At 73.1% G+C, this 19214-nt stretch carries 16 protein-coding genes and 1 pseudogene; 6 read left to right on the top strand and 11 right to left on the bottom strand.

Annotated features, from left to right (window positions below; all coding sequences use genetic code 11):
• Positions 1-96 precede the first annotated feature (96 nt).
• A complete protein-coding gene (locus ACFCLZ_RS38550; RefSeq protein ID WP_380286476.1) occupies positions 97-981 on the bottom strand; it encodes a hypothetical protein in 885 nt (294 codons plus the stop codon).
• A 344-nt stretch (positions 982-1325) separates the two neighbouring features.
• Between ACFCLZ_RS38550 and ACFCLZ_RS38555 the strand changes: the two genes are divergently transcribed.
• On the top strand, positions 1326-1619 hold the full coding sequence (locus ACFCLZ_RS38555; protein WP_380286477.1) for a hypothetical protein: 294 nt from the start codon (positions 1326-1328) through the stop codon (positions 1617-1619).
• Positions 1620-1831: 212 nt separating this feature from the next.
• Here ACFCLZ_RS38555 and ACFCLZ_RS38560 read toward each other — a convergent pair whose 3' ends face one another.
• From ACFCLZ_RS38560 to ACFCLZ_RS38575, 4 genes are all read right to left on the bottom strand, one after another.
• Entirely contained in the window at positions 1832-2266 is a 435-nt protein-coding gene (locus ACFCLZ_RS38560; protein ID WP_380286478.1) for a hypothetical protein, read from the bottom strand.
• A 514-nt stretch (positions 2267-2780) separates the two neighbouring features.
• Positions 2781-3038, bottom strand: coding sequence for a hypothetical protein (locus ACFCLZ_RS38565; protein WP_380286479.1), 258 nt, complete (start codon positions 3036-3038; stop codon positions 2781-2783).
• A gap of 34 nt (positions 3039-3072) precedes the next feature.
• On the bottom strand, positions 3073-3579 hold the full coding sequence (locus tag ACFCLZ_RS38570; protein WP_380286480.1) for a hypothetical protein: 507 nt from the start codon (positions 3577-3579) through the stop codon (positions 3073-3075).
• Positions 3576-4448 (bottom strand): hypothetical protein, encoded by an 873-nt coding sequence (locus tag ACFCLZ_RS38575; protein WP_380286481.1) that lies wholly within the window; start codon positions 4446-4448, stop codon positions 3576-3578. The genes ACFCLZ_RS38570 and ACFCLZ_RS38575 overlap by 4 nt, the downstream gene beginning before the upstream one ends.
• 382 nt (positions 4449-4830) lie before the next feature.
• Here ACFCLZ_RS38575 and ACFCLZ_RS38580 point away from each other — a divergent pair, with 382 nt between their 5' ends.
• The 5 genes from ACFCLZ_RS38580 (at position 4831) to ACFCLZ_RS38600 (ending at position 10011) form a co-directional block, all read left to right on the top strand.
• A complete protein-coding gene (locus tag ACFCLZ_RS38580; RefSeq protein ID WP_380286482.1) occupies positions 4831-6225 on the top strand; it encodes a hypothetical protein in 1395 nt (464 codons plus the stop codon).
• A gap of 481 nt (positions 6226-6706) precedes the next feature.
• Positions 6707-7993, top strand: a complete 1287-nt coding sequence (locus ACFCLZ_RS38585) for a replication-relaxation family protein (RefSeq protein ID WP_380286483.1) — start codon at positions 6707-6709, stop codon at positions 7991-7993.
• Positions 7994-8851: 858 nt separating this feature from the next.
• The gene (locus tag ACFCLZ_RS38590) at positions 8852-9520 is read left to right on the top strand and encodes a DUF402 domain-containing protein (protein WP_380286484.1); all 669 of its coding nucleotides are present in this window, start codon (positions 8852-8854) and stop codon (positions 9518-9520) included.
• A 29-nt stretch (positions 9521-9549) separates the two neighbouring features.
• Positions 9550-9672, top strand: coding sequence for an NUDIX domain-containing protein (locus ACFCLZ_RS38595; RefSeq protein WP_380286485.1), 123 nt, complete (start codon positions 9550-9552; stop codon positions 9670-9672).
• A 48-nt stretch (positions 9673-9720) separates the two neighbouring features.
• Positions 9721-10011, top strand: coding sequence for a hypothetical protein (locus ACFCLZ_RS38600; protein ID WP_380286486.1), 291 nt, complete (start codon positions 9721-9723; stop codon positions 10009-10011).
• A gap of 82 nt (positions 10012-10093) precedes the next feature.
• On the opposite strand, the gene ACFCLZ_RS38605 is transcribed toward ACFCLZ_RS38600, so the two are convergent.
• The 6 genes and pseudogenes from ACFCLZ_RS38605 to ACFCLZ_RS38630 form a co-directional block, all read right to left on the bottom strand.
• Positions 10094-10636 carry a hypothetical protein gene (locus ACFCLZ_RS38605; protein ID WP_380286487.1) on the bottom strand — a complete coding sequence of 181 codons (543 nt, stop codon included), beginning with the start codon at positions 10634-10636 and terminating at the stop codon, positions 10094-10096.
• A 216-nt stretch (positions 10637-10852) separates the two neighbouring features.
• Positions 10853-11845, bottom strand: a complete 993-nt coding sequence (locus tag ACFCLZ_RS38610; RefSeq protein WP_380286488.1) for a replication-relaxation family protein — start codon at positions 11843-11845, stop codon at positions 10853-10855.
• 307 nt (positions 11846-12152) lie between these two features.
• Positions 12153-12740, bottom strand: a complete 588-nt coding sequence (locus tag ACFCLZ_RS38615; RefSeq protein WP_380286489.1) for a replication-relaxation family protein — start codon at positions 12738-12740, stop codon at positions 12153-12155.
• A 13-nt stretch (positions 12741-12753) separates the two neighbouring features.
• Positions 12754-13041 (bottom strand): annotated as a pseudogene (locus ACFCLZ_RS38620) (replication-relaxation family protein); the annotation flags it as partial.
• A gap of 688 nt (positions 13042-13729) precedes the next feature.
• Positions 13730-15895 (bottom strand): NACHT domain-containing protein, encoded by a 2166-nt coding sequence (locus tag ACFCLZ_RS38625; RefSeq protein ID WP_380286490.1) that lies wholly within the window; start codon positions 15893-15895, stop codon positions 13730-13732.
• Between the two features lie 294 nt (positions 15896-16189).
• Positions 16190-18646, bottom strand: a complete 2457-nt coding sequence (locus ACFCLZ_RS38630; protein WP_380286491.1) for a Helicase associated domain protein — start codon at positions 18644-18646, stop codon at positions 16190-16192.
• Positions 18647-19214: the final 568 nt, after the last annotated feature.

A 19214-nucleotide genomic window follows, 5' to 3' on the forward strand; every position in this document is an offset into this window, starting at 1 on the left:
CCAGTACATCTAGCGCGGTTCCGGCCGGGGTGCCCCTCGCGCTCCGACACGAGGGGCCTCGGCCACCAGCGCGGCGTCGAGCGGGGCCGCCGGCGCTTACGGCTGCCCGGCCGCCCGCTCCCGGCCCTGCTCCGCCTCTTCGACCGCTGTCGCAGCGCCTTCTTCGGCGAGCAGCGGGTCGGCGGCAGCGGCCTGGTCCTCGCCGCCGGGCTCCTGGCCCGGCTCCGGGTCCCGGCGCTCCTGCTCGTCGGGCGCCTCCGCGACGCCTTCTTCGGGGGGCAGCAGGTCGGCGGTGAGGAGGGGGAGGCCGAGTCGGTGGGCGGCGGCCGCGCACAGCGCGTCCGGCATCGTCAGGTCGACGCCGGCGGCGGAGGCCTGGGCGGTGAGTTCCAGGGCGAGGGCGGTGTCGGCGGCGAGGGTGGCGCGGTGCTTGGCTGGGCCCGGCTGGCGGACCCCGACGACGGCGAGCTCCGCCAGCACAGCGTCGGCCTGCTCGTGCACACCGGCGCGGGCGAGGACGGTGACGAGTTCGGTGACGGCGGGCTCGGGCAGCACGGCCTGGCCGAGCCAGGTGGCCGCCCGGGAGCCGGGCCCGCCGCTGATCCACGCGAGGACGGCGCGGGCGGTGAACACCACCCGCTGGTCGCCGAGGGGCAAGATCGGGGCGCTGTCCGGCAGGGGGCGCAGCGCGGCCGGCAGCGGGCCGGGGTTCTCGTCTTCGGGGAGGGGGTGGCCGCCGGTGAGTATGCGGGCGGGGCCTGTCGGCAGGTGGCCGGTGAGTAGCGGTTCGACGGTGGTGCGGAGCCGGTCCCGTACGGCCCAGAGGGGCTCGATGGTGATGGCGCCGTCGTCGGCGGTCCGGATGGCGACCAGGGCGCCCTCGGTGATGTGTGCGGCGTGCTGGATCTGGGTGGGCAGGATGAGCCGGCCGCGCTGTCCGACCCTGGCCGTGGCGATGACGGGCCCTGTGGTGGTGGTCATGGGCGGCACCGTAGCCCGCGGGCCTCGCCAGCGTGGGCCGAATTCGGATCTGCTCACCTGAAAGAGCTGTGGGGCCCACTTGCAGGTCTGACCCACATTCGGAGCGTCGGTGCACTGATCTCGCATTGGCCCACATATCCGGCCCGGGGGGGTGGTGGCCTTCGGGTCGACGGCCGCCACGATCGGCACCCGCCCCCCCCATCCCCCATCCCCCATCCCCCATCCCCCGCCCCCGGCCCACCGCACACCGACGACCAGTACGTCCGCACGACCCGCCAAGGGCCCGTCACCCCCGCCGACCAGGGGGCGACGGGCCCTTCCGCATGCCCCGACGAAGGAGACCGATGCCGACGCTGCACTACACCCCCGCCGCCGCCCGGACCCTCGCCCGCCTGGAGAAAGGACGCCGCGCCGACCCGCGCCGGCTGCGCCGGGTCCGCCAGGCGCTGGAGCACCTGGCCGCCGACCCGCACCACCCGGGCCTGCGCAGCCACCGCTACGCGGTCCTGCCCGGCCACCGCGGCACGGCGGCGTGGACGTCCTACATCGACCAGGGGCCGGGCGCCTGGCGGATCCACTGGACCTGGGGCCGCGACGGCGGTGCGGTCACCGTGCTGCGGGTGGGCCCGCACCTGTAGGCGGAGCGTCGGAGGGCGGGCCGACCGGGGTGGGGCGGGGGTTGTCCCAGCCCTGTCCCACCCCGTGTCTCAGGTGTCCGATTCCACCCGTTTCGCTAGGACAGTCCCAGCCGTCTTCCCTGGTAGTGGCGCTTCGCACTTGGGCTGGGACAGGTGCTGGGACACCCGGCTCGGGCGGCTACTGACCCGTCTCAATGAAGTTTGACGGCGTCTCAGGGAAGTTTGACCGGCTGGTACGGCTGCTGATCGTGGCTGAGGTGCAGGGACTGGTCGACGTACCGCCAGGCGATGGTGTGCCTGCTCAGCGCCCATGCTTCGGAGTCGTTCCGGGCCTTTTCCACCCAGTTCCGGAGCTCGGGAAGCGCCTGTTCGCGCAGGACCTGGCGGGCGGTGACCCGCTCGCTGCTCGAGATGGGGCCGACGGTGATCCAGACGCTCGACCACCAGTCGGGAGGGAGGCCGGTGCCGTAGTTCGAGCCGGTCGGTGGCACCCACCTGGCCTTGAGGAGAGTCCCGTCCGTCCAGTGGTGGTCGAAGAAGCTGAGCTGGAGGGCGCTGGAGGGCGTCTCGCCGAGGGCGGAGCAGATGTCCGTCGAGGTGAGCGGCCACGACAGGTGCCGCGGCAGGCGGCGGTTACGAGCTGGCACGCGCCCGAGAATCGCAGACAATCGGGTCAGGGCACCAAAGGATTTCGGCCCGGCCCTCCACGGAGCCGGTCAAACTCCAGTGAGACTCGTCAAACTTCAATGAGACGGGACAGCTACTGTCCTCTGTCACCTGACCTTGACCGATTGACAGGTGATCTTGACGTCTCAATCGCGTCCGGCAGGGGGCTGGGCAGCCTGCCCTCGAGCAAGTTCTTCGAGTGCTGCCACCCGGGTCCGCAGCTCCTCCAGCTCTTGGTCCAAGCGCGGCGAGACAGGGCCGAACCGGGACTTGCGGGGCGCCCCGGGCAACGGCTCTCCTCCTGGACGGTGGACGAGGCCGAGGTGGGTCGCCAGGCGCCTAAACGGTGAAGGAGCAGGAGTATTGGTCACCACGGCAAGGTACAAGGACTTGTTCGACCAGGCCGCGGCAGGTAGCCGATCAGCCTCGCACCCGCAGCGCGACCACCAGTCAAGATCACCTGTCAACCAGTCAAGGCCGCCTGTCAAAGGTCAGTTACCGCCCCGGGGCGGCGCCGTCGATCGCGGCGAGCAGTCGGGCGTGGACGGCGGCCGCCGCCTCCCGGGTCGCCGGGTCCTCGCTCTTCAGCTGCGGCGCGATCAGTTCGGCGGCAGCGGCGAGGACCGGCACCGGGACGGTGGCCTCGCGCAGGTGGAGGAGCTGGGAGGCGGCGCGCTCGCCGGGGGTGGCCTGGGCGCGGGCGTCGGGGATCAGGGAGGTGAGGCCCCGGGGCAGGGGCTGGCTGCTGGTCACCCGCCCCATTCTTCCGTGCCCCGGGCGTCGGCGATCACCACGGCCGGTCGCCGGGTTCCTCGTCGGGCAGGGGGCCGTGGTGGTGGCGGGCGATGGCTTCCAGCAGTGCCTGGCGGGCCTGGCGCCGGCGGACGTCCTCGGTGCGGCCGGCGTCGGCGGCCCACTCGGGCAGCGGCCGCTCCTGCGCGGCCGCGGTGAGTGCGCGGCCGAGTTCGCCGATCGCGTGCTGCCAGGCGGCGAGCTGGCGGCGGAGCTCGCCGACGAGGTGGTCGACGGCCGCCGCCGGATCGGCGCCGAACGCGCGGGCCTCGGCGGCGGCTTCGCCGAGGACGTCCTCGTCCAGGCCGTCGAAGGCGTCCCGCCACCCTGCCGTCTCGGCCGTCGCTTCGAACCGGTCCAGCACGGTGCGCAGTGCGGCGTCGATGGCCTGCGGTGACCAGGGCGGCGGGGTGCGGGGCGCGCGTACCACGTCGGCGAGCGCCTGGGCAGCGCCGGGGCCGAGTGCCCGTCGGGCGCGGCGGGTGGGCGGAGGCGGTGTCATGCCAGCCGCGGCCGCGCGGGATCGGTGAGGCCGTCGCCGTTCGCGCCGCCCAGGTCCTCGACCACGCGCAGGTCGAGTTCGGCGGCGATGAGGTGCAGGTGCTCCCACTGGTCGGGGTCGAGGCCGAGCGCGGGATCGTCGGCCACGCGCAGCATGGCGGCGGCCGCGATGCCCGGCCCGGCGGCGGCGAGCGCGTTGTGCAGAGCCTCCGCACGCGCCTGTTCGCCGCGGCCGTCCTGGTAGTGCAGGGCGATCTCGAAGGACTCGGCCGCGCTGTCGAACACCCGCCGGTAGGCGAGGCGGTCGAGCGGATCGCCGTGCTCGTGGCCGAGAGTACGGGGCTTGCGGACCGGCAGGACGCGGGCGTCACCGGCGGCGGTGGCACCCCGGCCGGCCTCGGTGGCGGCGGCCAGTTCGCCGGTGAGCACGGTGAGCTCGCGCTCCAGGTCGCCGAGCACGCAGGACGGGAGCGCCGCGGCGAGCGCGCAGACGGCCACCAGGGCGAGCCGCTCTCCGCCGTGGAGCTCGGGCAGCGTGCCGGTGGTGTGCGAGGCACCGAGCACCACGTCCGCAGCCAGGGTGTAGCGCAGCTCCTCGGTCAGCAGGCCGTCGCTGCCGGGGATGATCTCGCGGCTGCTCGCCCGGGCGATCGCGTCGGCCGCTCGCTCCAGCGCGCGGGCGTGGTCTTCCTCGCTCTGGCGGCCGGCCAGCTCGCGCACCCACGCGGCCGCCGCCTCGCCCGCGCCGGCGGCCCGCTGCAGCGCCGCCGACGCTGCAGCGCGCTGCGCCTGGTCCTCGCCGTCGGGAGCCTTGGCCTCATCGCGGGTCTCGGAGTGCTGCTGCGGCGCGGTCAGCGCAGAGGTCGTCATGCCGGTGCAACCGCCGCGGGGTCCGGTCGGTCACGGGCAGCAGCGGGTGCAGCAGGGGCACCCTCGCTGCACCCGCTGCTGCCCGCCGTGTAGCAAGGGCGGCCTCGCTACACGGCGGGGCAGCGCTGCGCAGCGAGCCGGTCCGTGCTGCGCGCCGCCCGCTGCGCATACGCGGTGCGGGACAACCGGCTGCGCAGCGGGGACAACATGCGGGACAACGTGTTGGCCGTGGGCGCGCGGGTGCGGGACAACGTGGTTGCGGGCCGGCCGGTACGGGAATCCGGAGCGGTGCGAAATTCCTGGCCCCGGGCGCCGCCGGGATCGGAGAGGAATAGCGCCCCGGTTCAAAATTCGGGTGCCGCGCCCGGGCTACGATCACGCCATGGAAAACGAACCGGTGCGAAATAACGGCGGCGACGTGGCGTTGTTCGAGCTGGACGGCGAGACCGAGGGCTCGCGCTGCGAGGGGCCGGACTGCGAGAACACGCTGCTGGCGCGCACCGGCCGGGGCCGACGCGCGGCCTACTGCTCGCAGGCGTGCAAGAGCCGTGCCGACCGGGCCCGTGCCAAGGCCCGCACCGTCGCCCTGCCCGTCCAGGCCGCCCCGGACGGCGAGGCCGTCGAGCCCGCAGGCTGGCCGCTCCCGCAGCAGCGGCAGCAGCTGCTCGACATCGCCGACGCCGTCCGCCGGCACGCCGACACCTTCCTGGCCGCCGTGGACGACGACCCGAACGCCGCCTACGCCGAGCTGGCCCGTGAGATCCCCGTGCTGGCCTCCCGGTTGCTCGCCCGGGCGCAGGATGTGCGGGACGCGCTCCACCCAGGCGGCGCCCTGACCACTGGAATTGCGCACCGGGGCGATTTCCCGGCACCTTCCGGGGGGACGATCGGCGCGGGTGAATCGCCCCGGGGCGAAAGTCCGGCCGACATGGCCCCCCACCCGGCGGCCGGTAATACGCCCCGGGGCGAAAAGGTCACCGGCGGGACGGGGACGGCCGGCTCCCTCACCGCTGCCGACGCGAACGCGCCGCTGCGCAATGTGGTCGTCGACCCGTACGCCCGCTTCGGTGAGCCCGACCGGATGGACGACCTCGAGGTGACCTTCGGTCCCGGCTGGGAGCTCGCGACCTGGACCACGCCCGGCGTGCGCCTGCTGCTGCACGACGGCACGCCGAACGGCTGGACCGCCGTGTTGCCGGACGGCCCCTGGGGCCTGGGCGGCTGGATCGCCGTCCAGCACCAGGGCGACGGCCGCCCCGGCCAGTTCATCGCCGACCGCTTCAGCCGCCCCCGGACCTACCGCAGCGCCGACCTCGCCCTCGACGTCTTCCTCCGCGCCGCCGCCCCGACCACCCCGGCCTCCACCCCGGCCCCGGCACCGGCCCCGGCACCGGCCCCGGTCGCGCCCGACGGGGTGCCGGTGCCGGACCTGGCGCTCGCGGCGGCCGCCGGCCGCACACCGCCGACCCTGCGCGGCCTGGGCGACCCGCACCGCGACTACGCGCTCGGCGACGGCCTGGTCCACCTCACCTGGCCCGGCCACCCCGACGCCCAGGCCCTCGAACACCGCGGCCGCCTGGCGGGCTGGACCGAGGTCTACGACGACGCGGGCAACTGGCTCGCCCTCATCTCCGGCCGCCCGGTCGCCGACGCCGCCGACAACATCCCCCTGCTCTCCGCCAACCCCGCCGACGCCCTCACCCTGCTACGCCTGGCGCTCGATCAGGGCCTCGCAGCCGCCGGTCCGGCCAGGCCGCTCCCTCCCGTCCACGGGTGATCCCGGCCACGGACAAACCTGGAGGACAAGGCCCTTGACCAGGGCAAACCGGGCAGGACAAGGGGGGCTGGTCAAGGGGTGCGGTCAGACCGCGGACAAGGGGTCGCTGTGCAGGGTCGGCGGCACCCGGGTCCTCGCCCGGGTGCCGGGGCCGCCCACCGCATCCGCCCCGGCCGACCGCTGACGGAAGGCCACCTCGATGACCGCCGCCCCGCTTGCCCAACCCGACCCCGACGGCGGCCAGGCCGCCGACCACCACCGGCCGCGGCTCCCGGGCGAGGCCTCGCCCGACCAGGACAAGGGGCCCGCTGCCACCTCCACGGGCACCTCCGCCCGCACCTCCACGCCCCTCCCGCCAGAATCCGGCGTCTCCGCAGGTCAGAGGCCAAGGACAAGGGGGTCGGGCCGTGGCGACAACCCCTCTGCTCTTGCTGTCGAAGACAGCAAGAGCACGCCCCGGAGGCGAGGGTCGACGGCCCCAGTGCGCGGCCGGGTGCTGATGGCGCTCGCGCTGTTCCAGCGGGCGACCGCCCGGGAGCTGTGGCCGCTGGTGGTACCGAACCAGCGGGTCGACCGCTCGGTGCGCGACGCCCTGGGTGACCTGGAGGAGGCGGGGAAGGTCCGCAAGGAGCTCACGCTGCGGGACGGCCGGCGCCTGTGGTGCCTGACTCCGTCCGGCCGCCGGGACGCCACCGCGCTGCTCCCGGCCGGGTCGAAGCTCGCCGCGGCCCGCCCGCGGCGCGAGAAGCCGTCGGGCGCGTACTCCGAGCACGCCCTGGACGTCGTCGCCGTCGCCGGCCTGCTCGCCAAGGCCGGCTTCGGTCACCTGGCCGCGTACGCGACCGAGGTCGAGCACAAGCTGCCCGGCCGCCGCTCGCTGTTCGCCGACCTGGTCCTCACCGACCCCGGCGCGGACGTCCCGGTGCTCCTGGTGGAAGTCGACCGGGACAACGAGGGCAACGGCACCCTGGTCGCCAAGCTCGCCACCTACCGCACCTGGTGCCGACTCCCCGCCAGGGGCGCCACCAAGCGCGCCTTCGAGGCCTCGCTGCACCGCTCCGGCGCCCGCACCCACGACCTGCGCCTGTGGACCGCCACCTACCCGGCCACCGGCCGCGAAGGCCTCCCGCCGGTCGCCCTGGTCCTCGAGGCCGGCCGCAAGCGCAACCGCCGCCCCGGCGCCCCACCGCTCACCCCGGAGCAGAAGAAGGCCAAGGCGAAGGCCGACCACGAGCGCCTGCTGCGCCGGATCCGCGAGGTGGAGGCGGCCTCCGAGCACGCCTGGCACGCACCCGCCTACCGAGGCGAGGAGACCACCGCCCGCGACTACCACCGCGCCCTGCCGGTGGTGGCCACCACCATGCCGCTGCTGCGCCGCTTCGGTGCCGGCGGGCCGATCTGGTGGCGCTTCGGCGGCCGGCGTTGGGCCACCCTCGTCGAGGCGCTCGACAACGAGGACGGCGACCAGTTGCTGGAGCAGCAGCAGGAGGACGCCCGCCGGAGACGGCAGGAGGCGGAGGCCGAGCGCCGGCGGGCCGAGCGGGAGCGCCGTCGTCCGGCCTGCGCCTGCTGCTCGGCCAAGTTCTCGGACGAGCGGTGGGTCGAGCAGGAGCAGGCCGACACCTGGGACGACGACGGGCTGTGCTCCGGCTGCCGCCAGGCCGACGTCGACGAGCGGGACCGGCAGGAGGCCGAGCACGAGCAGGCCGCGCTCGACGCCGCGGCCGCCGAGGAGAAACGAGCCCGCTCCTGGTGGCGGCGCTCCTGACCGGCTGCTCCTCGCCGAAGGGCTGCTGACCTGCGGCGGTGAGTTTGGGCACTCCCGCCGACCTGCAGTGGGGATTTCGCTCACCGGCCGGTGAGTTTCCCCCGGCCCGGTGAGATTGCCTGGCCCGGGCAGCCACCGACCGGTGAGTTTCGGGTATCTACCCAGGTCAGAGGCCGGTGAGAACGGGGACGGCCCCGTTCTCACCGGTCCGGGGCTGGACCGTTCGGGTGGTCGCCGGGTTGGACGGCCAGGCCGGGTGGGGAGAGCCTTCGGCATGACGACACCCTCGGCCAGGCGCCGGCGCCGGCGCCGGCGCGGCCCGGCCCAGCTCGCCGTGCCCGTGCCGGATACGCCGGTCCGGGCCGCGAGGCCATCGGTGCCGGCCCGCTCACGTCCGGCGGGCGGGTGCTGCCGGACCTGGTCGAGCGAGCACCTCACCCACGGCGGGGTCGTCGTCCGGACGACCTGGCACGAACCCGCCTGCCCGACCTGGCCCCGACGGTGACCACCAACACGGACACCGAGTAGTGCGGTCCGGACGCGGGCGTGTGAGGTCCTGCTCCACGACGGCCTGCACCTGGCCTGCTGACGGTGCAACACGGGCTGCAACAAGCGCAACACGAAGGCCTTGACAGATCCCCGCGTTGCACCCCTGACCTGCACGAACTACGGGGAAACCCGAGGTGCAACGCGTTGTTGCACCCCCGATTCCCGTCCTGAGGGCCGACCCGAGCCGAGCCCGGCCGATGCCGTACCCGGCTCCGGGCGGCGGCCGCCGGAAAACCGGTGCGTCACTCTTTCGAGTGGACTTTCCGGCCGTGCTGTCGGGAAGGTTCGCCGCGGTGAAGGCTTGCTGCCGTGACCGATACCAACCTCTTCCAACCCGGCACCACCGTGGTGCGCCGCGACGTCCACGCCGGCCGGGTGTGGACCGCGATGCCGCAGCGGGTGATCGCCGACACCGGCCACGTCCTGACCCTGGCCTACTGGCCGGGGATCGAGAGCCTGGCCCCCACAACCTGGATCACCTCCACTGCAACCGGCGACGACACCGCCCGCAAACAGGGCCTGGAAGACCTGGCGGCCGGCACCTGGACCCTCGGCCGCCACCGCTGGACCAGCACCGCCCTGCTGAGCCACTTCCTGGCCGGAGAGTGGTTCTCCGTGCACTGCTTCCAGGACGCCGCCACCGGCGACCCGCTGCGCTGGTACGTGAACTTCGAGAAGCCCTACCAGCGGCGCCCCGGCGGCATCGACACCCTGGACCTGTGCCTGGACCTGGTCGTCACCCCCGACCTGTCCGGCCACCACTGGAAGGACCGCGCCGAGTACGCCCAGCTGCGCCGCCTCGGAGTGATCGACGACTACCTCCACCACCAGGTCGAGCGGGCGCAGGGCCGGGCGATCGCCATGCTCGACAACCAGGCCGGTCCGTTCGCGGACGGCTGGCCGGCCTGGGCGCCCGACGCCGCGTGCCCGCTGCCCGTCCTTCCCGACGACGCCGACGACCCGGTCACCGGCCGGTGACCGCACCGGCCCCAACCCGGGTGTGCGCGGTGCTCCTCCACGACGGTCGCCTGGCGCTGATCCGGCGCGACCGGCCCGACGGGGTGCAGCACTCCCTGCCGGGCGGCTTGGCCGAAGAAGGGGAAGACCCGCACGCCGCGCTGCGCCGCTAGCTCCTCGAGGAGCTCGGTCTCACCACGGACGACCTGCCGAATCCTCCGGTGCTGCGCTTTGTCCAGGAGCAGGAGACCGAGCGGCCCGGCGAGGCCGGGCTCTTCCGTCGGCGGCACCTGGTCTTCACCGTCCATCTGCCCGACCGGCTCCACCGCACGGTCGCGGCCGCTGAGCTGGACGACCCAGGCCGGGCGCCGGTGGAGTGGATTCCGCTCGCCGACGCCGCCGGCCTCCACCTCTACCCGGCCGTCGGATCCGTTCTCCACCAAGCCGCCGAACCAGCCGCCGGCCCGGTGCTGCTGGCGCCGATGACGAGCGCCTCCTATCGGTGGCGCTGACCGCGGCGGCGCTCACCTTGATGGTCGCCCCGGCATTCCTTGATGGTCCATCAAGGAAGTGGCTCTTCCGCAGATCAGGGCATCAGCGCGCCGCGGCGTAGCCGACGAGGGTGTCGAGGGCGGTGTTCGCGGCCGAGCGCCGTTCGGCGGTCGTCATCAGCTCGCACTCCCGGTACATGCCGTCCGTCGTCGCGCCCAGGCCGGCGCGGGCCAGGCGCCGAAACTCCGGGCTGGCGACGCCGGGCGCTTCGAGGTCGGTCAGGGCAGCGGGGATGTCGCCCACGATCTCGATGATCGCGCCGCACGCCAGCTCCACCAGCCGGGCGGTGGTCACCGCGTCCTCGACCAGCAGCGTCAGCGCCATGTCCTGGCAGGAGACGCAGCCCGCGAAGGCCGCGCCGGTCACCTCCGCGAACAGCCGGCTGTCCGCTTGCCAGCCGCCCGGTTGCGGGATGGCCTCCAGGCCCCAGCCACGGTGGTCGTGATCCGCCCCGGGGCGGGGCCGCCGCGGCTTGCCGGACTTCTCGCGCCCCACGCAGTCCTCCTCGTGCGCCTGCGGACCGGTCGGTCCACCGGCACCGTAGCGGCCCGGAGCACTGCTGCGGGCCACTACGGCCGAACCCACCCGATCGTGTTCCTCGGCTTCGGGGGCGCTCACCTTGGTGACCGCCCCCGGGCCCAGGCCGCTCACCTTGATGGTCTTCCAAGGTATCGACGGAGCCTCGGAAGATAGATCACGGAAAGGTAACGCGGCAGGTCAAATGGTTGGTGAGTTGAGCTGAACACCTTGATGGCCACCACCGGGCGCGCTGGGGCGGCCATCAAGGTGAGAGCGGGCCGGTCAGTTGTGCCGGCCGGCGGCGGTGAGTTCGTGGAAGCCGAGCGGCTCGGCCTGGCGGTCCGCCAGCGGGTACCAGGCCGCTCCGGTCGGTCCGTACTGCTGGAGGGCCTCCAGGCTGGCAGCGGCGGCCGGGACGGCCGTGAGCATCTTGGCGACGTGCCGGTCCTCGGCGTGCACCTGGAGCTCGTCGACCCGGTTGTCGAAACCGACCTGGCCGGTGCCGGTGAGAACGAACAGCAGCCGCGGGAAGCGCACGTACCGGCGCTGCCACAGCGGCACCCGGCCTCCCTGCTCGGCCTCGATGGTGCCCGAGCGCATCCCGGCCGGGAGCGTCTTCGTCGACCAGTAGCGGGCATAGGTGTGCAGCTTCGACGCCAGCCGCTCGGCACCCATCGTGCCGCGGTCGACCTCCACGAACGCCCGCAGCCGTGCGATCGTGCCGTCCGGCTCGCGCACCCCGTAGTACAGCAGGCCGTCCGGGCGCACCGAGCCGTCCCGGCCCTCGGCGAAGCGGTGGGTGACCTCCGGGATGAAGTCGAACGGCCCGTACCCGTCCCCGCGCGCCCGGGCGTCGGCCAGGAACGCCAGGTGCGTGCGCACCACGGCCAACTGGTGCCACAGCGTGTACTTGAACGCCGTCGCATCCCCCGGCAGCCGCGGCGCCGGCACCTCGGCCAGCTCCGGGAACGCGGCCGCGATCCGGGCCCCGTGCTCGCTCAGGAACCAGCCCTTCGCCCGCCCGGACTGCGGCAGCACCAGCTCGACCACCAGCCCCTCGTCCCGCAGCCGCCGCAGCCGGCCGCGCATCTTCTCGATACTGCCGTCCGGGGCGTGCAACTGCCGCAGCTGCTCGGCGGTGGCGATCCGGAACTGGAACAGCGAGGCGAGCACGGCCCAGGAGATCTCCACCTCCCGCGCCTCGCTGTCCGGCTCCGCCCCGGTCCGCGCCCTGCGCCTCGTCGCCCTGGTCGTGTTCGTCGTCTCCGTCGTCATCACGGTGCCCTTCGGCGGGCGCGGGGCCGGGTGCCCCGCGCGGTCGCCGAAGGGAATCCCGCACACCTTGGCGGATCCCTTGGCGATCCAACCTCCAGCGGCAACGATCACGTAACGGCTCAGGCCGAGGCGGCCATCAAGGTGTTCTCCAACTTTGGTGGACTCCTTGATGCCGGGCCCCGAACCTTGGAGAACTCCTTGATGGCCGGCCTCCAACCTTGGAGACGGCCCCGGCACCTTGACGGATGTCTTGATGCCGGGGGCCGGACACCTTGATGCCCGGCACGGCACCGGCCGCCAGGCGGGCCTACAACTCCCAGGCCCCGCACCGGGCCCGCGTGTGGTTGGCGAGGGTGTCCCAGACGGCGGCGCCCGGACCGTGTTCCTCGACGTCGACCAGGCGGGCCGCGCCGGCCTTCACGCCCGTCAGCATCCGGGCGACCATCGGGTGGCCAGCGGCGATCGCCTGGAGGTCGCGGATGCGCTGCCGGGCGGCCAGCTCGCCGGTGTCGGCGAGGACGAACAGCAGCCGCGGGAAGACCACGTAGTGCTGCTGCCAGGCCGGCAGGATGCTCAGGGCGTGCGAGGTGCGCCTCAGGTGCGGCGGGATCGGGCGGTGGTCGTGGAAGCGGGCGTAGCCGATCAGCTTGGCAGCGAGCTTCTCACTGGCCATCGTGCCGCGGTCCACCTCGACGAACGCCCGGTGCAGCCTCCGGTCGGGCCCGGCGGTCGCGTAATGCAGCAGGCCGTCGGCGATGACCGCACCATCCCGGCCCTCGCCGTACCGGTGGTACACCTCCGGCAGGAAGTCCAGCGGCGCGCACTCGTCCCCCGCCGCCTGGGCGCCGGCCACGAAGGCGGCCTGGGTGCGGGTGACGGCCAGGATGTGCCCCACCCGCAGCCGTTGCTTCGGTCTTGTCCTGCGGCAGCGGCGGCGAGGCGACACCCTCCAGCTCCGTGAAGCGGGCGGCGATCCGCGCGCCCAGCCCGGTCAGGTACCAGGCCCGCAGCTTCCCGGCCTGCGGGAGAACGACGTCCTCGACCAGGCCCTCCTCCTTCAACCGGCGCAGCCGCCGGCGCATCTGCTCCGGCCCCGCGTTCGGGGTGTGCAGGACGCGCAGCTGCTCGGCGGTGGCCATCCGGAACTGGTACAGCGCGGCGATCACGGCGTGGTCGATCTCGGGCGGCACAGCCATCACGGGGCTCCTCGAAGGTCGGCGCCCGCCGCCCGGGCGGCGGCGGAACACTCGCAGGAAAGCCCACGCTTCTCACCGGTTTTCTCACCACGAAGGGCCCCGGCGATCACGATCCGACAACGGGCGCACCAACCGGCCCGACAACAGGCGGTGACAACCGGTGCGCCAACCCGAGGCCGACCCACCCGCCCGCTGCGCCCAGAATTTAGGGAAAGCAGCAGGTCAGGGCAAGTGGTGAGTAGTTGGAAAGGTTGAACTCACCACCCCGACAACCCTTCCTTCCTTCTTCTTTGGTCTTTGTAGTTGTTGTTGTAGTGGCAGTTGTCGTTGGTCGGTAGGGTTCGGCGCCTGCGGCGGGCCCTTTCTTCTTCGGCGTCCGGCTGGTGCCGGCCGCGCGTGGTGGGGCGGCGCGGGGCGCGGGCGGCCCTGGAAGGCCGCTGGAGGAAGCGGAGACGGCTCTGGCCGCCGCGTTCCTCGGACACGGCGGGCAGAGTGGGCACAGGCGCCCCGGAGAGCCTCCAGCGGGCAAGAGGGCCGGGCGGGGGCAGCGCCAGTCGAGGCCGAGCGCGGCGAGCTGCTCCAGCCGGTGCCGCGCCCGGGCGGTCTTTGCTGTCCGTCCGGGCGCGGCACCAGCCGGGGGTGTGCCCGGGTTGGGCTTGGACCGGCGCCGGGGTACGGGACCTGCGGGTCAGGCGTGGTGTGCCGGGGTGGCGATCGGGTCGGTGCTGGCGGTTGGGGGGTTCGGGTGGGCGGCGAGCCAGTGCTGCAGTTCGCGGTGGCGGAACTGGTAGGAGGAGCCGGACATTCGCATCAGTCCGGCGTCGCAGCAGTGGTCCAGGAAGACACCGAGCCGCCAGGGCAGCCGCCCGCGGGAGCACAGGATGAAGACCAGGTACCGCCGGGCGCCGCTTCTGCTTAGCCACACCACGAATCCTGCGATCGATCCGAGCCAGAGGGCCAGCGTCGCCGTGTCGGTCTCGAAGTTTTCTGACCAGGGATAGTTGGCGTTTTTGACGGCGAAGGTCAAGAGGAACCCGGTCGTGACCGTGAGTGCGGCCACCAGGGCCAACGTCGTGCCGAGAACGAGTTCTCCGCGGATGACGTGGCGGGGAGCGATGGCAGCGGCGGGGCGAACTCTGAGTGCCGCCGCGATTCCCCGCGTCAGCCCCACCGTGGCCCCGGCGAACGCGAGGAAGAAGGTCAAGGCGGCCCATGCGGGATAGTCGGGACCTTCGCCTTCGCCGTTGGTGAGACTGTTCAGGGCAGAGATCACGGCCGCGCACACGGCGCCCACCATCAGGCCGGTCAGCAGGGCTCTGCGGACGTGTTGGCGTCCGGCCGGTGTCCGCAGGGCGGCCAGGTCCGTACCGGCGGGCCGGTCCGGGCGGGAGCGCGCGGTGAGGAGGACCGTCAGCGCCGCCGCCGCCGCGTACACACAGACGCTCACGATTCTGTCGGCAGGCCTGTCGTTCAGTCCGCTCAGCTCTGGCGGCAGCGCGATTGGGCTCAACATCACGAGTGCTGTCAGGACGGCGTCGGTCCGGCGGACCAGGTTGCTGCCGGCCATCGGCCAGAGTTGGTGGAGGGTGAGGTCGGTGCCGGGTCCGGCCGGAGTGCCGCCGGTGGGGTGGGTGGCGAGGTGGCGGGCGAGGTGGGCGAGCCAGCGGTGGGTGTCGGCGGCGCTGTAGGGGCCGGGGTGGAGGGTGGTGGTGGCGGGGATGAAGCGGGGGAGGAGGTGCTTGTCGAGGTCGTGGGGGGTGGTGTGGGCGAGGAGGTCGGCGGGGTCGTCGTCGCGGGCGTAGACGGTGGCGGCCAGGCACAGCCGCCAGGGGGTGGACAGGGTGGTGGCCAGCGGGCCGGTGGGATCGTCGCGCAGTGCGTCGAGGACGGGCAGCCAGCGGTCGCGGTCGAGGGCGCGCTGAGAGAGGTAGGTGTGGGCGTCGGCTGGCGGGACGGCGTCGATCTCGACGCTGGCGGCGTCGATCAGGCGGGCGCGCGCATCGAGGGCGTCGTAGTGGGCGGTGCGGCAGGTCAGCACGAGCTGCCCGGCCTCGCGCCCGTCCTGGTACGCGTTGAGGGCCCGCAGGACGGCGATGGCGCGGTGGGCGTCGGGTGCGGGGGTGCCGTCGGGGTGGGTGGGGTCCATCTCGTCCAGGCCGTCCAGGACCGGTAGGACGCGGTGGTGGCGGACGAGTTCAGTGGCCATGTGAGCGGGCCAGCCGTAGGCCTCGACGAGCTGGCGTACGAGCAGGTCGGACAGCGGGACGCGGGTGTCCCACGAGGCGAGCGACAGGCGTACCGGGACGGGGTCGTCGGCGTCGCGGCCTTTGATGAGGGCGAGCATCAGTTCCAGGGCCAGGACGGTCTTCCCGGAGCCGGCGGCGCCGGTGACGACGAGGCGGCGGGGGCGGGTGGCGCGCCAGTAGGCGGCGACGTCCGGGACGGTGGGCGTGCCGTCGAACAGCCGGCCCTCCCCGGGCGCGTCCGCCGCGCGGGCCGGTGCGGCGCGCAGGGTGAAGGTGAGATTGATGCGGTGGGTGTCGCCGCCGAGCAGCTGCCGCCTTTGTCGGCTCTCGGCCTGCTTGACCTGGTTGGCCAGGTCGGCGGCCCAGCCGAGGGCCTGGTTCGCGGTGTCACGCTCCACCGGACGGCGAAGCCCCATCAGGCCGACCACCAGGCTCACCAGCGCCACCACGAGGCTGAGAGCGGCGATCCGGTCCGCGAGCGAGGACGGGCGGCTCCAGACCGGCCGCAGCACCACGTACATCAACGTGGCCGTCAGGACCGCCGCGCCGCCCCACGCGAGCCGCAGCCACCGGCGGCGAGATCCCCGTTCCCAGGGCCCCGGCCTCATCGCGGGCTCCCGCAGCGCGCGGCGGACAGGGCCCGGGGCCGGGACGGCAGGACGGCCCAACTGACCTTTGAACAAGCTGACATGACATCAGATTAGAGCGGCCCGGTCACGGGCGAGGCCGATCTGTCGGCGTTCCGTCGAGCCCTGGACCGCGGGCAGTGAGCGCAGGCGGCCCCATAAGGCCTCCAGGGCGCCTCGCCGCGCCCGGCCCCGCCGTGTTCCTCGGACACGGCGGCCAGAGCGGGCACAGGCGCCCTGGAGAGCCGTCAGCGAGCAAGAGGGCCCGCCGGATGGTCAGCGCCAGTCGAGGCCGAGCGCGGCGAGCTGCTCCAGCTGCGCCGGGGTGAGCTTGGCCCGGCGGGTCTTGGTGTTGGAGATCCACACCCCGAGCTTCACCTCCACCACCGCACCCTCCCCGCCGTCGGTGTCGGGGACCGGCTCGACATGCTGACGCGGCACGGTCACCGATCCGGTGCGCTCCCGGTACAGGGCGAGCGCGGCCACGCCCCGGTCGAACGCGCTCGACTTCCCGGCGCCGACCTTCCTCCGACCCACCGCCCCGTCCTGCCCGGCCGGGGCCGGGAGCGGCTCGATGCCGAGCCCGGCGAGGCGCCCCTGCTGCCCGTCCATCAGGCTCTGCCACACGATGTGCTGGCGCTGGCGCTCCAGCCACCGCCCCACGTCCAGCCCGTGCAGGGTCACCCCGGGCAGCAGATCACCGAGCTGCGCCCCGCCGTCCAGGCAGTCGGCCACGGCGGCGTAGTGGCGCTGCCACTCCAGCGGCCACACCGGGTTCCAGTCCGGGTCGATCTCCTCCAGCGCCTCCACCCGGTCCGCCCGCCCGTCCAGGACGCCGGGGCGGCGCTGGTTGGACAGCCACTGCCCGACCGGCTTGTCCAGCGCGGTGGCCGTACGGGGCGCGGCCAGGGTGCGGTGGTGGGCGTAGTACTCCCGGGCGGCGGCGAGGTTCTCCTCCCACGCCGCGTCCAGCGGATCCCACACCATCCCCAGGGCCTCCAGCCGCTCGACCCGCCGGCCCTCCATGAGGCCGGCGTCGTAGGCCTTGCGCTGCTCGCTGATCCAGTGCCCCAGCGGGTACATCTGGTGCGGGTCCAGCCCGGCCCGGGTCGCCTCCCGGTGATCGAACGGCACCCGCAGATGCCCCTCCCGCTTGTAGTACTTCTCGGCCGCCGACCACCCACGCGCCCAGTCCTGACGCTCCGTGTCGATCACCTGGAAGCTCACCCAGTTCGCGACCATCACCGGATCACGCGGAGCCGAAAAACGCAGCAGCATCCGGCTTTCCTTCTCACCCTGCTGCGGCTCCGGACCGATATCCCTGGACGGCTCCACCTCGTTCTTCTGCTCGACCTGAGGAATCGCCAGCAATTCCACGGCCTCCTCGTCATGAGCCCGCAGAGCCTGAAGCACATTCACCAAAGGCCGATACGAACCGGAGGTGAACATGTCCTGCGGCGCCTCGCCCTCCTTCAAGAAGACGGGCACGATCAGACTGGCGAGCTTCCCCTCGTTCGGCTTCTGCCGCAGCGCCCGCCCGATCGCCTGGACGATGTCGTGCGGTGCCCCCTTCGGGTCCAGCAGCGCCACCGAGTCCACGGCCCGGATGTCCACGCCCTCACCCAGCACCCGGCAGTTGCACAGCACCGACCACAACGCGCTGCGCCCGAACTCCCCGATCGTCCGGTCCCGCCGCTCGCCGTCGTGCTCGCCCTTGAGCCAGCCGGCCCAGATCCGCTCCGGGTACGTCTCCGGGTCGGATGCGTGCAGCCGCCGCGCCATCGCCGGCAGCCCCTCCGCGAACGCGTTCGCCTCCACCGTCCGGTGATGGAACGTGATCATCGTCCGCAGCCGGTGCTGCGCCATGGTGCGCAGCATGGCGGCCTGGAGGGCGCCGAGCCGTTGCCCGCGGATCTCCTCCTGGCGCCGCTCGGGGCTCATCAGACGCTCCGGGGTGACCACCGGGTCGGTCAGCTCGACCACGATGATCTGGTAGCGGGCGAGCAGGCCCCGCTTCACCGCCTCGGACAGCGGGAGCTTCCACGCGACCGGGCCGAAGATCGCCTCGTCGTCCATGGACGCGGCCATCTCCTCCGGCAGCCGCTCGTACCGCTCACCCTCCCGCAGCGCCCACGTCGGCGCCGGCCGCTCCTGCCAGATCCGCGGCGTCGCCGTCGCGTACAGCCGCCGGGCCGCCGGGATGCACCCCTGGTCGTGAACCCGCGCCCACTTCTTCCCCAGCGAGCCGCTGGTGCGGTGCGCCTCGTCGACCACGACCAGGTCCAGCGGGTCGAGCACCTTGCCGTAAGCGCCCTCGAAGGCGTCGACCAGGACTCCGAGCGAGCTGTACGTGGCGAACATGGTCACCGGCCCGGAGCCGTGCCACATCGCCAGCCGGATCGGGTTGGTGGTGCACCGCACGTCCATCGACCACAGCTCGACGTTGTCCTCCATGGAGCACACCGCGACCGCCGGCCCCGTGTGCCCGACCTCCCGCCACGCCTTGATGGTCTGCCCCAGCAGGGCCAGCGTCGGCACCAGGACGAGCACCCGGCCGCGCGGCACCATCCGGCGCGCGGCCGCCGCGCAGATGTACGTCTTCCCGGTCCCGCAGGCCGCGTGGATCTGCGTTCGCAGCCCGCGCGCCGGAATCACCCCGCCCGGCGGGATGTCCAGCGCGCGAATGATCGCGTCGACCGCCTCGACCTGGTGGTCTCGCAACTCGATGGGCATTGCCCCGTCCCTTCGTGGAATGCTGGAGGGGATTTCCTTGATCGCACAACACCCGCAAGAGAGTCGAACGCCGGGGGTGTGCCTACAATGCTGACTCTACACAGTGCATCACGGTGATGCACTAGACTTGCCGAGTCCTTCCACTCCAGGGTGATGCACGGCGGGATTCGGGCATGAAGCTGTATCGGCGGTGGTATGCTTCTCCCATGGCGTCGGCTTCCGGACGGATGGTGGCGGGCGTTCGGCGTGGGCGGAGCGAAGCGGAGTCCACCGGGTTCGGTGGGGGTGCCGGCCTTGACCGGCTGTGAGGTGACAGGGGGTTGAATGCTGGGGGTGGCCTAGGATTCCTGAGCCTACACAGTGCCGCGCGTGATGCACCCACCCCTCCCAGTCAGCCGGATTCCCCGGAGCGAAGCGGAGTGGGAATCAGATCAATGAGCGCTTGCGCGAATTGATCAGAATTCCGCTTGCGGAATTCAATTCCCGCGCTTGCGCGGGAATTCCGCCGAAGCGAAGCGAAGGCATTCCCTGCCCGGCGGCTTGCCGCCGAGATACCCGCTCCGCGGGA

The organism is Kitasatospora purpeofusca (assembly GCF_042691725.1).
GTDB classification, from domain to species: Bacteria; Actinomycetota; Actinomycetes; order Streptomycetales; family Streptomycetaceae; genus Kitasatospora; species Kitasatospora purpeofusca_B.

Coding starts and splice junctions, on each gene's coding strand:
- ACFCLZ_RS38555 (WP_380286477.1), top strand. CDS start 1,326: ATGCCGACGCTGCACTACACCCCCGCCGCCGCCCGGACCCTCGCCCGC.
- ACFCLZ_RS38580 (WP_380286482.1), top strand. CDS start 4,831: ATGGAAAACGAACCGGTGCGAAATAACGGCGGCGACGTGGCGTTGTTC.
- ACFCLZ_RS38630 (WP_380286491.1), bottom strand. CDS start 18,646: ATGCCCATCGAGTTGCGAGACCACCAGGTCGAGGCGGTCGACGCGATC.
- ACFCLZ_RS38550 (WP_380286476.1), bottom strand. CDS start 981: ATGACCACCACCACAGGGCCCGTCATCGCCACGGCCAGGGTCGGACAG.
- ACFCLZ_RS38610 (WP_380286488.1), bottom strand. CDS start 11,845: ATGACGACGGAGACGACGAACACGACCAGGGCGACGAGGCGCAGGGCG.
- ACFCLZ_RS38570 (WP_380286480.1), bottom strand. CDS start 3,579: ATGACACCGCCTCCGCCCACCCGCCGCGCCCGACGGGCACTCGGCCCC.
- ACFCLZ_RS38575 (WP_380286481.1), bottom strand. CDS start 4,448: ATGACGACCTCTGCGCTGACCGCGCCGCAGCAGCACTCCGAGACCCGC.
- ACFCLZ_RS38625 (WP_380286490.1), bottom strand. CDS start 15,895: ATGAGGCCGGGGCCCTGGGAACGGGGATCTCGCCGCCGGTGGCTGCGG.